The following is a 14,574-nucleotide window of genomic DNA, read 5'->3' on the forward strand; positions in this document are numbered from 1 at the left end:
GCCTATGCGACCGCGGCGCACGTCAAACGGCCCACCAGACGGTCGTGTCGGACGGGAGGACGGCCCCGTCCGCCGTGACCTCGACGGGGGCGCTGCTCAGCAGCACCGTGCCCGGCGCCGGCAGGGTCACCGGGGCACCCGTGGTGTTGACGGTGCAGACGAAGCCGGGGCGGCGGAAGACCAGCACGCCCTGCGGGGCGTCCTGCCAGTGCACCGACTCCCCCGCGCCGAGGCCGGGCAGTTCGCGGCGCAGCCGCAGCGCCGCGCGGTACAGCTCCAGCGTGGAGGCCGGGTCCCCGGTCTGCGCCTCGACGCTCAGGCTCGCCCAGGAGGCGGGCTGCGGCAGCCAGCTGCCGCCGCTGCCGAAACCGTACGAGCCGCCCTCCGCTGTCCACGGGATCGGCACCCGGCAGCCGTCGCGGAAGCCGTCCTGGCCGGCGGCGCGGAAGAACGCCGGGTCCTGGCGGACCTCGTCGGGCAGGTCGGTGACCTCGGGCAGGCCGAGCTCCTCGCCCTGGTAGACGTACGCGGAGCCGGGCAGCGCCAGCATCAGCAGGGAGGCGGCGCGGGCGCGGCGCACGTCGTACGTCCGCTGGTCGGCGGAGAGCCGGGTGGCGTGGCGGACCACGTCGTGGTTGGACAGCACCCAGGTGGTGGGCGCGGCGACCGGGCGCATGGCGTCCAGTGAGCGGTCGATGACCTCGCGCAGCTCGGCGGCGTCCCACTTGGTGCCCAGGTACTGGAAGTTGAAGGCCTGGTGCAGTTCGTCGGAGCGGACGTAGTTGGCGGTGCGCTCCACGGTGGGGGTCCACGCCTCGGCGACCGCGATGCGCTCGCCGTGGTACTCGTCGAGGATGCGCCGCCACGAGCGGTAGACCTCGTGCACACCGTCCTGGTCGAAGAAGGGCAGGACATCGTTGCCAAGCAGCTTGAGCTGCTCGTGGGCGCCGATGTCGGGCAGGCCGTCGGCCTTCACCAGGCCGTGCGCGACGTCGATGCGGAAGCCGTCGACGCCCATGTCCAGCCAGAAGCGCAGGATCGAGCGGAACTCGTCCTGGACGGCCGGGTGCTCCCAGTTGAAGTCGGGCTGCTCGGGCGCGAACAGGTGCAGGAACCACTCGCCGTCGGCCGCGCGGGTCCAGGCCGGGCCGCCGAAGACCGACTCCCAGTCGTTGGGCGGCAGTTCGCCGTTCCCGCCCTTGCCGGGACGGAAGTGGTAGCGCTGCCGCAGCGGGGAGCCGGGGCCCTCGCGCAACGCCTGCTTGAACCACTCGTGCTGGTCGGAGGAGTGGTTGGGGACCAGGTCGACGATGATGCGCAGGCCCAGCCGGTGGGCGTCGCGGATCAGCCCGTCGGCGTCGTGCAGGGTGCCGAACATCGGGTCGATGGCCCGGTAGTCGGCGACGTCGTAACCGGCGTCGGCCTGCGGGGAGGCGTAGAAGGGGCTCAGCCAGACCGCGTCGACACCCAGGTCGCGCAGGTACGGAAGGCGCTCGCGGACGCCGGGGATGTCGCCCATGCCGTCGCCGTTCCCGTCGGCGAAACTCCGGGGGTAGACCTGGTAGATGACCGCGTCTCTCCACCAGTCCGTGGCGGCCACGGGCTGGTCGGAGGCGTGGGGGTGACGGGTGGAGTCCGCCAGGTACTGGGTCATGGTGATCCCTTGGAGGAGTGGAGGCGCGGTACGGCGAGGAAGGCGGGGCCGGGGCGCCCGGCCGGTCGGGCCGGGCGCCCCGGGGCGTGCGGTCAGGACTTGGCCGCGCCGGCGGTGAGGCCGGTGACCAGGTGCTTCTGCACGAGGTAGAAGACGAAGCTGACGGGGATGGCGATGAGCACCGCGGTGGCGGCCATGTAGTTCCACTGCGCGTCGTGCTCGCTGACGAAGCTGCTCAGGCCGACGGCGAGGGTGTACTTGCCGTCGTCGAGCATGAAGGTGGTGGCGAAGGCGACCTCGCCCCAGGCGGTGAGGCAGGTGTAGAAGGCGGCCACCGCCAGGCCGGGCCGGGCCAGCGGCAGCACCAGCCGCCAGAAGGTGCCGAACGGGCTGAGCCCGTCGACGCGGCCGGCCTCGTCGATCTCGAAGGGGATCGTGTCGAAGTAGCCCTTGAGCATCCACGCGCAGTACGGCACGGCGGTGCTGCAGTAGACGAGGATCAGGCCGCCGTAGGTGTCGATCAGCCCCAGGTCCGAGAGGATCACGTACATCGGGACCATGAGCACGGCGACCGGGAACATCTGGGTGATCAGCAGCGCCCACATGAACTTCTTGTAGCCCGGGAAGCGCATCCGGGAGACCGCGTAGCCGGTGGTGGCCGCGATCAGCACGCCGATGAGGCAGGTGGCCCCCGCGACGATCAGGGTGTTGCCGAACCAGGTGAGGAAGCCCGTGTGCTGCAGGACGAAGGAGTAGTTGGAGAAGCCGGCCTTGTCCAGGATCCGGCCGGGGTGCAGGTAGTCGTCCTTGTCCGGGCCGAGGGAGAGGAAGACCAGCCAGCCGATCGGGAAGAGCGCGATCAGGCTGGCGCCGGACAGTACGCCGTGCGACAGCACCGAGGCGGTCCGGCTGCGGCGGTCGCGGCGGTACCCGCCCGGACGCCGCTTCTTCGGCGCGGCGCCCTGCGGCTCGCCGGAGGAATCGGGGCCGGGGCCCGGGATCGTGGTCTGGGTCGTGGTGCTCATGCTGATCCCCTCAGGCGGCGAGCTGGTCGTGGCGGGCCAGCCAGCGGCGGTAGAAGGTGGTGAAGACGACCAGGATCGACAGCAGGAGCACGCCGTAGGCGGCGGACTGCGCGTAGTCGCGCGGCTGCTGGCCGAACCCGAGTTGGTAGGCCCAGGTCACGAGGATCTGCGCGTCCGGCGCGCCGCTGCCGAAGAGCAGGTAGATGATGGCGAACTGGTTGAACGTCCAGATGATGCCGAGCAGCACGACGGTGCTGCTGACCGAGCGCAGGCCGGGCAGGGTCACATTGCGGAAGCGCTGCCAGGCGTTCGCGCCGTCCATCTCGGCGGCCTCGTACAGCTCCGACGGGATGGACTGGAGACCGCCGAGGAGCGAGACCATCATGAAGGGCACGCCCACCCAGGTGTTGACCAGGATCGCGGCGATCTGCTGGAAGGTGCTGTCCTCCAGCCACTGCGGCTGCGGCAGGTGCAGGCCCCCCAGGACGGAGTTCACCACCCCGGAGTCGCCGAGCATGATCCGCCAGGAGAAGACGGTGACGAACGTCGGCACCGCCCAGGGCAGGATCAGCATCATCCGGTAGAAGGTGCGCCCGCGCAGCTTCTGGTTGAGCAGCAGTGCCAGGCCGAGGCCGAGGCCGTAGTGGAGGGCGACGCAGACCACGGTCCAGATCACCGTCCAGATGAAGTGCGACCAGAAGCGGTCGTAGGAGGTCGGGCCCCAGAGGATGTCGGCGTAGTTGTGCAGGCCGATGAACTGGTAGGTGGCGTCGATGTGGTTGACGCCGATGGTGCGGGCCGAGTTCAGGCTGTTGGCGTCGGTGAGCGTGAGGTACATGCCCTGGACGAGCGGGTAGCCCACCAGGACGCCGAGCACGACGACCACCGGGGCGATCATCGCGTACGCGTACCAGTGCTTCTGGTAGGAGCGCTTGAGGCGCTCGATCGGACCGGGGCGCGATCCGCGCGTTTCGCGGGACTCGCGCACCGTGCCCGGGGCGGCGGCTGTCATCGTTGGGGCCTTCTCCACGGGGTGTCGTGCGGGGCTTCGTGCGGGGCGTCTTCCGGCGGAGGACAGCCGGTGGCCGCCGGCCCGCCCGGTTCGGGGGCGGGGCCGGCGGCCGCGGGGATCACTTGCTGTAGTCGGGCAGCAGCTTGGCCATCGCGACGGCCGCGTTGTCCAGGCCCTTGTCCAGCGGCTCCTTGCCGCCGGCGACCTTGGTCAGCTCGTCGCCGAGCGGACCCCACAGCGAGCTGTACTCGGGCAGCTCGGGGCGCGGCTGGGCGGAGGACAGCACCGACTGGAAGCCCGCGACGCCCGGGTCGGCGGTCACCTGCGCGGTGTAGGCGTCCGAGCGGGTCGGCAGCGTGGAGTTCTTCAGTGCGATGGTGGTCTGGCTCTTCGTCGAGGTCATGAAGTTCACGAACTTCAGCGCGGCTTCCTGGTGGGCCTTGTCCGAGCCGGCGTAGACGGCGAGGTTGTGGCCGCCGGTGGGGGCGCCGGCCGAACCGGCGGAGCCGGCCGGGACCGGGGCGATGCCGAGGTTGGCCTTGTCGGCGAACGCGGAGCCCTTGTAGAAGTTGGTGATCTCCCACGGGCCCTGGATGATCGCGGCGACCTTGCCGTTGACGAAGGCGTCCTGGATGTGGGCGTACGCGTCCGCGGTGGTGTCGGCCTTGTGCAGCCCGGCGCCGGAGAACATGCTCTGCCAGGTGGTGAGGCCCTTGACCGCGGCGTCACCGTTGACGGTGATCTTCTTGGCGGAGGTGTCGACCATGTCGGTGCCCTCGCCGTACAGAAACGGCTGGGCGTAGTAGGAGGCGGTGTTCAGCCAGAAGCCGTCGGCACCGGTCTTCGCCTTGATGGTCTTGGCGGCGGCCTTCAGGTCGTCCCAGGTCTTGGGGGCCTCGGCGATGCCGGCCTGCTGGAAGAGCTTCTTGTTGTAGACCAGCGCCAGGGTGTCGGTGGTGAAGGGGACACCGTAGGTCTTGCCGTCGAACTGGGCCTGCTTGAGCAGGGACGCCTGGAACTTGTCCTGGTCGGCGAGGGCCTCGGTGCCGTCCAGCGGCAGGAAGTAGCTCTTCTTGACGAACGCGGGCGTCCAGCCGACCTCGGAGCGGAGCACGTCGGGGGCGCCCTTGCTGCCGGCGGCGGTGTCGAACTTGTTCTGCGCCGCGTCGAAGGGGACGTTGACGTACTTGACCTTGATCTTCGAGTTCGCCTTCTCGAAGTCCGCCACCAGGGCCTGGTAGGTCGGCGCCTCATTGGTGGCGTTCGAGGTGTCCCACCAGGTGATGGTGACGGGACCGTCGGCCTTGTCACTGCCGCTGTCGCCGCCGCAAGCCGTCGCCGCGAGCCCGAGCGCCGCAACCAGCGCGGTGGCCGCTATGCCACGCCGCATGTGATCTCCTCCAGGATGAAAGCCCGTGATAGTGCGGGGCGCGTCGCCGCGTCCCCCCTGCCGACTGCACCGTTGCGGCCGCCGGGCTGTCGAGGAACGTAACAGGGATGAAAGCTTCCGGAAAGACCTTGCAGCAAAGACTTGCAAGATCTTCCGATCGTTACGTCGGTGTGTCCCGGCAGTTGCCGAGAGGAGACGTGCGGGAGGAAGCACGACGACCTGGAAGTCATTACGCCATCTTCCGCAAAATTTTGAAAGGCATTGCCGATCGGGCGGTGGATGGGAATCATCGGCAGGAACCGGCGCCGACTCACGAGGGACCGACATGACCCAAGAGCTCGCCCCCGTCGTCCACGGCGCGGCCCCCGCGGCCGCGGACCGCTCCGAGGCCTCGGACCCCGGCTGGTGGCGCAGTGCCGTCATCTACCAGGTGTACGTGCGCTCCTTCGCGGACGGCGACGGCGACGGCGTGGGCGACCTGCCCGGCGCCCGGGCGCGGCTGCCCTACCTGGCGGAGCTGGGGGCCGACGCCGTCTGGCTGACCCCCTTCTACGCCTCCCCGCAGGCCGACGGCGGCTACGACGTCGCCGACTACCGGACCGTGGACCCCCTCTTCGGCTCCCTCGCGGACGCCGACGACCTCGTCCGGACCGCGCACGAACTGGGTCTGAGGGTGATCGTGGACGTCGTCCCGAACCACACCTCCGACCGGCACGCGTGGTTCCGGGCCGCGCTCGCGGACCGGCACGGGGGTCCGGCCCGCGAGCGCTACCACTTCCGTCCCGGCAAGGGCGCGAACGGCGAACTGCCGCCCAACGACTGGGAGTCGGTCTTCGGCGGCCCGGCCTGGACCCGCGTGCCCGACGGCGACTGGTACCTGCACCTGTTCGCGCCCGAGCAGCCCGACCTCAACTGGGAGCACCCCGAAGTGCGGGAGGAGTTCGAGCAGATCCTGCGCTTCTGGCTCGACCTCGGCGTCGACGGCTTCCGCGTCGACGTCGCCCACGGCATGGTCAAGGCCCCGGGCCTGCCCGACATCGGGCACAAGGAACAGGTCAAGCTGATCGGCTCCCAGGTGCTGCCGTTCTTCGACCAGGACGGCGTGCACGAGATCCACCGCTCCTGGCGGCGGCTGCTCGACGGCTACCCGGGCCGGCGCATCGGCGTCGCCGAGGCCTGGGCGCCCACCCCCGAACGCATGGCGCTCTACGTGCGTCCCGACGAACTGCACCAGGCCTTCAACTTCCACTTCCTGCGCTGCGCCTGGGACGCCGCCGCCATGCGCGCGGTCATCGACGAGTCGCTGGCCGCCACCGTCTCCGTCGGCGCCCCCACCACCTGGGTGCTCTCCAACCACGACGTGGTCCGCCATGTCACCCGCTACGGCGGCGGCGCCACCGGGCTGCGCCGCGCGCGGGCCGCGGCGATGCTGATGCTGGCGCTGCCCGGCTCGGTGTACGTCTACCAGGGCGAGGAACTGGGCCTGCCCGAGGTCGCCGACCTGCCGGACGAGGTCCGCCAGGACCCCTCCTTCTTCCGCGACAACGGGCAGGACGGACTGCGCGACGGCTGCCGGGTGCCGATCCCGTGGACGGCGGAAGGCGGTTCGTACGGTTTCGGCAGCGGCGGCAGCTGGCTGCCGCAGCCCGCCTCCTGGGCCGGCCTGAGCGTCGAGGCCCAGACCGGGGACCCGGCGTCCACGCTGGAGCTGTACCGCGCGGCCCTGCGGCTGCGCCGCGAACTGCCCGGTCTCGGCGACGGCCCGATGCGGTGGCTGGACGCCCCGCAGGGTGTGCTGGCCCTCTCCCGGCCCGGCCTGGTCTGCACCGTCAACACCCGCTCCACGCCCGTCGAACTGCCCGTTCCCGGGCGGCCGGTGCTCTCCAGCGAGCCGTTGGGAACCACCGGCGGAAACATCCGTCTTCCGGCCCATTCGTGCATCTGGTGGGCGATCTGAGATGCGACCGGTACAGTCCAATCCTGTGACCGCAAGGCTTGCCGACATCGCAGCCCAGGCGGGGGTGAGCGAAGCGACGGTCAGCCGGGTTCTCAACGGCAAGCCCGGGGTCTCCGCGGCAACCCGCCAATCCGTGCTGACCGCACTCGATCTGCTCGGCTACGAACGGCCGGTCCGGCTGCGCCGGCGCAGCGCCGGGCTCGTCGGGCTCATCACGCCCGAGCTGGAGAACCCCATCTTCCCGGCCTTCGCCCAGGTCATCGGCCAGGCGCTGACCCGCCAGGGATACACCCCGGTGCTGGCCACCCAGACGCCGGGCGGCTCCACCGAGGACGAACTCGTGGAGATGCTCGTCGAGCGCGGTGTCGCCGGGATCATCTTCGTCTCCGGCCTGCACGCCGACTCCACCGCCGACATGGAGCGCTACGACCGGCTGCACGGCCAGGGCGTGCCCTTCGTCCTCATCAACGGGTTCTCCGACCGGATCAAGGCGCCGTTCGTGTCCCCCGACGACCGGGGCGCGATGCGGCTGGCCGTCACTCATCTGGCGTCGCTCGGGCACGAGCGGATCGGCCTGGCGGTCGGGCCCAAGCGCTTCGTCCCGGTGCAGCGCAAGATCGAGGGCTTCCTGCGCAGCATGGACCAGGTGCTCGGCATACCGGCACGGCTCGCCGAGGAACGCATCCAGCACTCGCTGTTCACCTTGGAGGGCGGCCAGGCGGCCGCCTCGGGGCTGATCGGGGCCGGCTGCACCGCCGTGGTCTGCGCCTCGGACATGATGGCGCTCGGCGCCGTCCGGGCCGCCCGGCAGCACGGCCTGTCGGTGCCCGGTGACGTCTCGGTCGTCGGGTTCGACGACTCCCCGCTCATCGCGTTCACCGATCCGCCGCTCACCACGATCCGCCAGCCGGTCACGGCCATGGGCCAGGCCGCGGTGCGCGCGCTGCTGGAGGAGGTCGGGGGCACCCCGGCCCCGCACAGCGAGTTCGTCTTCCTGCCTGAACTGGTCGTACGCGGTTCGACGGCATCAGGTCCCGGGGCCGGGGCAGCCGTACCGGTACAGCAGTCGGCCTGGAGGCGTACGCAGGATGCACGGAATCCGACCGGGGGCTGATCGGACGGCCTACCCCCGCATGGCAGACTATCCCCCCATGGGGGAATCGACCGCGAAGATCCTGGCACGCCGAGCCGCAACGGCAGCCCCGCCGCGCTCCATCGATTCCCGTGACGCCGATGGAGCGACGACGGGCAACGGGCGGCTGGCACCACGCCGACCACGGCTGTGGTTCGAGATCCTGCTGATCGCCGTCAGCTACTGGATCTACTCACTCGTGCGCAACGCCGTGCCCGAACAGCAGGCAGCGGCCATGCGCAACGCGGACCGGGTGTGGGACCTGGAGCAGTCCTTCGGCCTCGCCTTCGAGCACGCGATCAACCATGCCGTGAATTCGGTAACGTGGCTCATCGTCGGGATGAACTATTACTACGCCACGCTGCACTTCGTGGTAACTCTCGCGGTGCTCGTCTGGCTCTTCCGCCGGCACCCCGGGCGCTACGCCCCGACCCGGCTGGTGCTGTTCGTGACGACCGGCATCGCACTGCTGGGGTACTACTTCTTCCCGCTCGCGCCGCCGCGGCTGATGGGCAGCGGCTTCATCGACACCGTGCGGATCCACCACACATGGGGCTCGATGGCCTCCGGCGACCTGGCGCACGTGTCCAACCAGTACGCGGCCATGCCCTCGATGCACATCGGGTGGTCGCTGTGGTGCGGCATCACGGTCGCCATGCTGGCGCGGCACACCTGGGTCCGGGTGCTCGGGGTGCTCTACCCCGTCACCACCCTGCTCGTGATCGTGTCCACCGCCAACCACTTCTGGCTGGACGCGGCCGGCGGCACCGCCTGCCTCACGGTCGGCTTCGCCGCCTCCTGGGCGGTCTACGGGGGGCTGGCGTACAAGCTCCCGCGCCAGGTACGGGTCGCCACCGCGTAGTGCCGCGCGGGCGGGGCGGGACGGTCGCGCCCCCCGGCATCACTGCTGGGCGTCGTAGAAGAGGCGCTCCACCACCGCACGGGCGCGGCGGGTTGTCCGGCGGTAGTCCTCCACCATGTCGCCGACGTGCCCGGGTTCGTACCCGAGGTGGCGGCCGACCGCGGCGAGTTCCCTGCCGTCCCCCGGGAAGGTGTCGCCGGGGCGGGCGCGGACGAGCATCACGGCGTTGCGGACGCGGCCGGCCAGCACCCAGGCGGCGTCGAGGACTTCGGCGTCCTCCGCGCCGAGCAGGCCCGCCTCCGTCGCCGCGGCGAGCGCGGGCCGGGTACGGGTCGTCCGCAGGCCCGGGATCCGCGCGCCGTGCTGCAACTGGAAGAGCTGCACCGTCCACTCGACGTCGCTGAGCCCGCCCCGCCCCAGCTTGGCGTGCGTCGTCGGGTCGGCGCCGCGCGGCAGGCGCTCGGACTCCATGCGGGCCTTGAGACGGCGGATCTCGCGGACCGCCTCCTCCGTCAGTCCCCCGGCCGGGTAGCGCAGCGGGTCCGCGAGCTCCATGAAGCGCGCGCCCAGCTGCTCGTCGCCCGCCACGTGTTCGGCCCGCAGCAGCGCGTGGCTCTCCCAGGCCAGCGACCAGCGCCGGTAGTACGCGGCGTACGAGGCCAGCGTGCGCACCAGGGGGCCGCTCTTGCCCTCCGGGCGCAGGTCGGCGTCGATGAGGAGGGGCGGATCGGTGGTGGGGATCTGCAGCAGGCGCCGCAGTTCGTTGGCGACCTTCACCGCCGTGCGGGAGGCGTGGTGCTCCTCCACGCCCTCGTACGGCTCGTGCACGAACAGGACGTCGGCGTCGGAGCCGTAGCCGAGTTCGTGACCGCCGAAGCGGCCCATGCCGATGACCGCGAAGCGGGTCGGCAGCGGCTCGCCGTCCGCCGCCTCGACGGCGTTGACGGCGGCCTGCAGCGCGCCCGCGACGGCGGCGGCGTTGACGTCGGTGAGGGCCGCGCCCACCGCGTCGGGCGCCCCCCGGTGGACCCCGGTCACATCGGCCGCGGCGGTACGGAACAGCTCGCGGCGCCGGACGCCGCGCACGGCGGCCACGGCCTGCTCGGCGGAGCCGGCGCGGTGGACGGCGGCCAGCACCTCCTGGTCGAGGGCGGCCCGGGAACGCGGTTGCAGTCCCTCGTCGTCGGCGAGGAGGGCGACCGCCTCGGGGGCCCGCATCAGCAGGTCGGGGGCGAGCCGCCCCGAGGACAGCACCCGGGCGAGGTTCTCGGCGGCGGCGCCCTCGTCGCGCAGCAGCCGCAGGTACCAGGGGGTGCGGCCCAGCGCGTCGCTGACCTTGCGGAAGTTCAGCAGGCCCGCGTCCGGATCGGCGGAGTCGGCGAACCAGCCGAGCAGCACCGGCAGCAGCGTGCGCTGGATGGCGGCCTTGCGGCTCACCCCGGAGGCCAGCGCCTCCAGGTGGCGCAGGGCGGCGGCGGGATCGGCGTAGCCGAGCGCCTCCAGGCGCTGCTTGGCGGCGTCCGGGCTGAGGCCGACCTCGCCGGGCGCGAGCTGCGCCACGGCGTCCAGCAGCGGCCGGTAGAAGAGCTTCTCGTGCAGACGGCGCACCTCACGGGCGTGCCGCTTCCACTCCCGGTGCAGCTCGGTGACGGGGTCGGCGCGGAACCCCAGGGAGCGGCCGAGCCGGCGCAGGTCCGTCTCGTCCTCGGGCACGAGATGGGTGCGGCGCAGCTTCTGCAGCTGGATGCGGTGCTCCATCGTCCGCAGGAAGCGGTACGAGGCGTCGAGCGCCGCGGCGTCCGCCCGCCCCACGTAGCCGCCGGCGGCGAGCTGGGCGAGCGCGGTCAAGGTCGTGCCGCTGCGCAGCGCGGGGTCGGTGCGGCCGTGCACCAGCTGGAGGAGCTGCACCGCGAACTCCACGTCCCGCAGCCCGCCGGGGCCCAGCTTGAGCTCCCGGTCCACGTGCGCGACGGGGATGTTCTCCACGACGCGGCGCCGCATCTCCTGCACGTCCGGCACGAAGTGGTCGCGTTCGGCGGCCTGCCACACCATCGGCGAGAGGGCCTCGACGTACGCCTGGCCGAGCGCCGGGTCGCCGGCGACCGGGCGGGCCTTGAGCAGCGCCTGGAACTCCCAGGTCTTCGCCCACCTCTTGTAGTACGCGACGTGGCTGGAGAGCGTCCGCACCAGGGGGCCGCGCCGGCCCTCGGGCCGCAGATTGGCGTCGACCTGCCAGATGCTGCCCTCGGCGGTGGTGTCGGAGCAGATCCGCATCATGCGCGAGGCCAGCCGCGTGGCCGCCTGGACCGCCCTGGCCTCGTCCTCCAGGCCCTCGGTCTCGGCCCGCGCCTCGGCGACGAAGATGACGTCCACGTCGGAGATGTAGTTGAGTTCGTGGCCGCCGCACTTGCCCATGGCGATCACCGCGAGCCGGCACTGCGCGGCGTCGGCGGGGGCCTCCGCCTCGGCCATCGACAGCGCGACGCGCAGGGTCGCGGTCGCCAGGTCGGCCAGCTCGGCGGCGGTCTGCACGAGGTCGCTGGTGCCGCACACGTCGCGGGCGGCGATGCCCAGCAGGCAGCGCCGGTAGGCGGCCCGCAGCGCGTCGGGGTCGGCGGCGGCGCGCAGGCCGCGTTCGAACTCCGTTGTCCCCGGGTGGAGATCGGCGTGCTCGTAGGTCACCAGGGCGTGCCAGTCGCGCGGGTGCCGGGTCAGGTGGTCGCCCAGCGCCTCGGAGGCGCCCAGCACCCCGAGCAGCCGGTCGCGCAGCGGCTTGGCGGCGGTGATCGTGTCGAGCAGGGTGCGGCGCTCGCCCTCGTCCAGGGCCTCCACCAGCCGGACGAGCCCGGTCAGCGCCTGGTCCGGGTCCGCGGTGGCGCCCAGGGCGTCCAGGAGCACCGGGTCGTTGCCGACGGACCCCAGTTCCTCGCCGCCCAGCAGCCCTTCGGCGGCCACGGCATCGGCGAAGCCCCGTTTGAGCAGCCGCCCGAACCTGGTGTCCCGTCGCCCTTCCAGCACTCCGCCTGCCTTTCCCGGTACCCCCGGCTGGGCTGATCGTCCTAGAGAGAATATCCGCCCTGTCCCGGCTTGGTTACCTGGCGGTATTGCCCCCGTGTCGGCAGTCGGCCGGCGATGTGAGCCCGGTCCGGCCCTTCTGGTATAAAGCGCTAGCTGTTTCAGAGGTTTCGGAATGCAACCAACGGTACCCACGGCTACCAAGGGTGGGAACGGGGCGGGGAAGAACATGCGTCGAATACGTCTCCGCGGGCGAGCGTGGCTCGCGGTCGGGGCGGTCGTGCTCGGAGGGGCCGGCGTCGTGACCGTCGCGTCGGTGGCCGGCGGTCCGAAGGGAACCGCCTCATCGGCCGACGCGAAGAAGCCGGTGCATACCCAGGTGCACGCTCTGGCACTCTCCGGCGACGGCGACGAGCGCGCCTTGCCTCAGCAGCGCACAGAGAGGTTCGGAACGCTGGGGGTCACCTGGGACGATCCGAAGTCTCAGCTCGACGGCACAGTGGAAGTGCGTACCCGGGCCGTGAAGAGCGGCCAGTGGTCCGACTGGTTCGGGATCGAGACCCACACCGACGACGCCCCGGACGCGGCAGAGGCCGCCGCTGTCGGCGGCACGCCTCCCCTGTGGGTGGGATGGTCCGACGGCGTGCAGGTCCGCGTGCGGTCGGACAAGGGCGCCGCCGGCCTCCCCAAGGGGCTGCATCTGGCCCTCGTCGGCGAGAACGACGAGAAGAGCAGTGTGGACGTGGCAATGGCGCCGGCCGCTTTCGCCGCCGACTCCGAGGGATCTGCCTCTCCCAGTGCAGACGCCTCCACGACGCCGCCGTCCGAGACGCCGCCGTCCTCCACGACCGAGCCCCCGGCCACGGCATCGACTTCGCCGACCGCATCGGCAACGTCCACCGGCGCCTCGCCGAGCACCAGCGCGCCGCAGACGGCGTCGCCGTCGTCGTCCCCCTCCACGTCAGCGTCCACACCGCCGCCCACTTCGAGCATCCCCAAACCGGTCATCGTGACGCGCGCGGGATGGGGGGCCAACGAGAGCATCCGTGAGCAGACGGAGCCCGCGTACGCACCGCAAGTGTCGGTCGTGTTTGTGCACCATGCGGCGACCTACGATCCCAAGACCCACAGCGGCGACTACAACTGCTCCGACTCGCCGAGCATCATCCGGGGCATCTACGCGTACCACCTGCAGATGAAGCCCGAGCCTTGGCGTGACATCGGATACAACTTCCTCGTCGACAAGTGCGGCACGATCTACGAGGGCCGCTACGGCGGTGTGGACCGTGCCGTGGTGGGTGCCCAGACGGAGGGTTACAACACCGGCACCGCGGGCATCGCGGTCCTTGGCTACTACCAGACCGACAAGACCGTCACCAAGCCCACGGTCATCAGCTCGGCGATGCTCGGCTCGGTCTCGGCCCTCGCCGCCTGGAAGCTCGGCTTCGCCAATATTCCTCCCAATCCGAGCACCAAGACACAGATCGTCAATGGCAAAGCGTTCTTCCCCATCTCCGGCCATCGCGACGGGTACGCAACTGAGTGCCCCGGCGAGGATCTGTACGCCAAGCTCCCGACCATCAGGCAATATGCGGCCGGCCCAGCTGCAGCGCCGACGCTGAACGGCGTCTCCGGCGGCGCCACACTCTCCGGATCCGCGTATTACACCAAGGGCACGGCCACCGTCGCCTGGAAGGAATCCACTCCGGCCGCCGTCATCAAGAATTTCCAGGTCCTGGTGGACGGCAAAGTGGTGACCACTGCCGGCCGCACGGCCACCTCAGCGGCAATCACCGTCCCGGCAGGCAAGCACACCGTCACGGTGCAGACCGTGCACATAAGCAACAAGGTCACCAAAGCGGCGACCTCCTACACGATCGTCGGCGACACCACCAAGCCCACGTTCACCACCGCCCCCGAGGTGAAAATCCGCAACGCCGGGGTGTCCGACACCTCGGTGCCGGTCACGGTGACCTGGAAGGCGGCCGACAACACGGTGCTCAAGGGCTCCGCGGGGACCTCGCCGAGCGCCGCCTCCTTCGGTCCCACGACGACGAGTTGGAGCACCGCGGGCAAGGCCGGCAGCGCCGTGACCTACGGTCTCAAGGCCACCGACATGGCCGGCAACTACGGCACCGCCTCGGTGAGCCGCACGGCGGCGATCGTCCAGGAGACCTCGGCGGTCAAGAGCGGAACGTGGTCCGCGAAGAGCTCCACCAGCTACCTGGGCGGCAAGTCGCTCACCTCCAGCTCCAAGAACGCCTCGCTCACCTGGACGTTCACCGGGCGCTCGGTCGGCTGGGTGGTCTCGCGGGCCTCGACCTCGGGACAGGCGTACGTCTACGTGGACGGCAAGAAGACCGCCACCGTGGAGCTGAAGTCCTCCAGCACGCTGTACCGGCAGACCATCTGGTCCACCGCCTGGAGCACCAGCGCCAAGCACACCCTGAAGATCGTCGTGGTCGGCACCTCGGGCCGCCCGACCATCACCACGGACGGCATCACCTACGTCAAATGACCTGAGGTG

At 71.0% G+C, this 14,574-nt stretch carries 10 protein-coding genes; 4 read left to right on the top strand and 6 right to left on the bottom strand.

Going from position 1 to position 14,574, the window contains the following annotated elements:
• Positions 1-22: 22 nt before the first annotated feature.
• The 4 genes from ABZ883_RS30000 to ABZ883_RS30015 all read right to left on the bottom strand — a co-directional run bounded on the left by ABZ883_RS30000 (position 23) and on the right by ABZ883_RS30015 (position 5,081).
• Positions 23-1,654 (bottom strand): glycoside hydrolase family 13 protein, encoded by a 1,632-nt coding sequence (locus ABZ883_RS30000; RefSeq protein ID WP_360911556.1) that lies wholly within the window; start codon positions 1,652-1,654, stop codon positions 23-25.
• A gap of 92 nt (positions 1,655-1,746) precedes the next feature.
• Entirely contained in the window at positions 1,747-2,679 is a 933-nt protein-coding gene (locus ABZ883_RS30005) for a carbohydrate ABC transporter permease (protein ID WP_360911558.1), read from the bottom strand.
• Positions 2,680-2,689: 10 nt separating this feature from the next.
• Positions 2,690-3,691, bottom strand: a complete 1,002-nt coding sequence (locus ABZ883_RS30010; protein ID WP_360911560.1) for a sugar ABC transporter permease — start codon at positions 3,689-3,691, stop codon at positions 2,690-2,692.
• 118 nt (positions 3,692-3,809) lie between these two features.
• Positions 3,810-5,081, bottom strand: a complete 1,272-nt coding sequence (locus ABZ883_RS30015) for an extracellular solute-binding protein (protein ID WP_360911562.1) — start codon at positions 5,079-5,081, stop codon at positions 3,810-3,812.
• A gap of 325 nt (positions 5,082-5,406) precedes the next feature.
• Here ABZ883_RS30015 and ABZ883_RS30020 point away from each other — a divergent pair, with 325 nt between their 5' ends.
• The 3 genes from ABZ883_RS30020 to ABZ883_RS30030 are packed head-to-tail and all read left to right on the top strand — an operon-like array spanning position 5,407 to position 9,032.
• Positions 5,407-7,038, top strand: coding sequence for a glycoside hydrolase family 13 protein (locus tag ABZ883_RS30020; RefSeq protein WP_360911564.1), 1,632 nt, complete (start codon positions 5,407-5,409; stop codon positions 7,036-7,038).
• 25 nt (positions 7,039-7,063) lie between these two features.
• Complete coding sequence (locus ABZ883_RS30025) at positions 7,064-8,152, top strand: LacI family DNA-binding transcriptional regulator (protein ID WP_360911566.1); 1,089 nt, start codon at positions 7,064-7,066, stop codon at positions 8,150-8,152.
• A gap of 37 nt (positions 8,153-8,189) precedes the next feature.
• Positions 8,190-9,032: a phosphatase PAP2 family protein gene (locus tag ABZ883_RS30030; protein WP_360911568.1), complete on the top strand. Its 843-nt coding sequence runs from the start codon at positions 8,190-8,192 to the stop codon at positions 9,030-9,032.
• A 39-nt stretch (positions 9,033-9,071) separates the two neighbouring features.
• On the opposite strand, the gene ABZ883_RS30035 is transcribed toward ABZ883_RS30030, so the two are convergent.
• Together ABZ883_RS30035 and ABZ883_RS30040 are read right to left on the bottom strand one after the other, a co-directional pair.
• Positions 9,072-12,050, bottom strand: a complete 2,979-nt coding sequence (locus tag ABZ883_RS30035; RefSeq protein ID WP_360911570.1) for a bifunctional [glutamine synthetase] adenylyltransferase/[glutamine synthetase]-adenylyl-L-tyrosine phosphorylase — start codon at positions 12,048-12,050, stop codon at positions 9,072-9,074.
• Between the two features lie 480 nt (positions 12,051-12,530).
• Complete coding sequence (locus tag ABZ883_RS30040; RefSeq protein ID WP_360911572.1) at positions 12,531-13,046, bottom strand: hypothetical protein; 516 nt, start codon at positions 13,044-13,046, stop codon at positions 12,531-12,533.
• Positions 13,047-13,125: 79 nt separating this feature from the next.
• On the opposite strand from ABZ883_RS30040, the gene ABZ883_RS30045 reads away from it, so the two are divergent.
• The gene (locus ABZ883_RS30045; RefSeq protein WP_360911574.1) at positions 13,126-14,565 is read left to right on the top strand and encodes an N-acetylmuramoyl-L-alanine amidase; all 1,440 of its coding nucleotides are present in this window, start codon (positions 13,126-13,128) and stop codon (positions 14,563-14,565) included.
• Positions 14,566-14,574: the final 9 nt, after the last annotated feature.

It is taken from the genome of Streptomyces sp. NPDC046977, from assembly GCF_040644455.1.
In the GTDB taxonomy this organism is placed as follows: Bacteria; Actinomycetota; Actinomycetes; order Streptomycetales; family Streptomycetaceae; genus Actinacidiphila.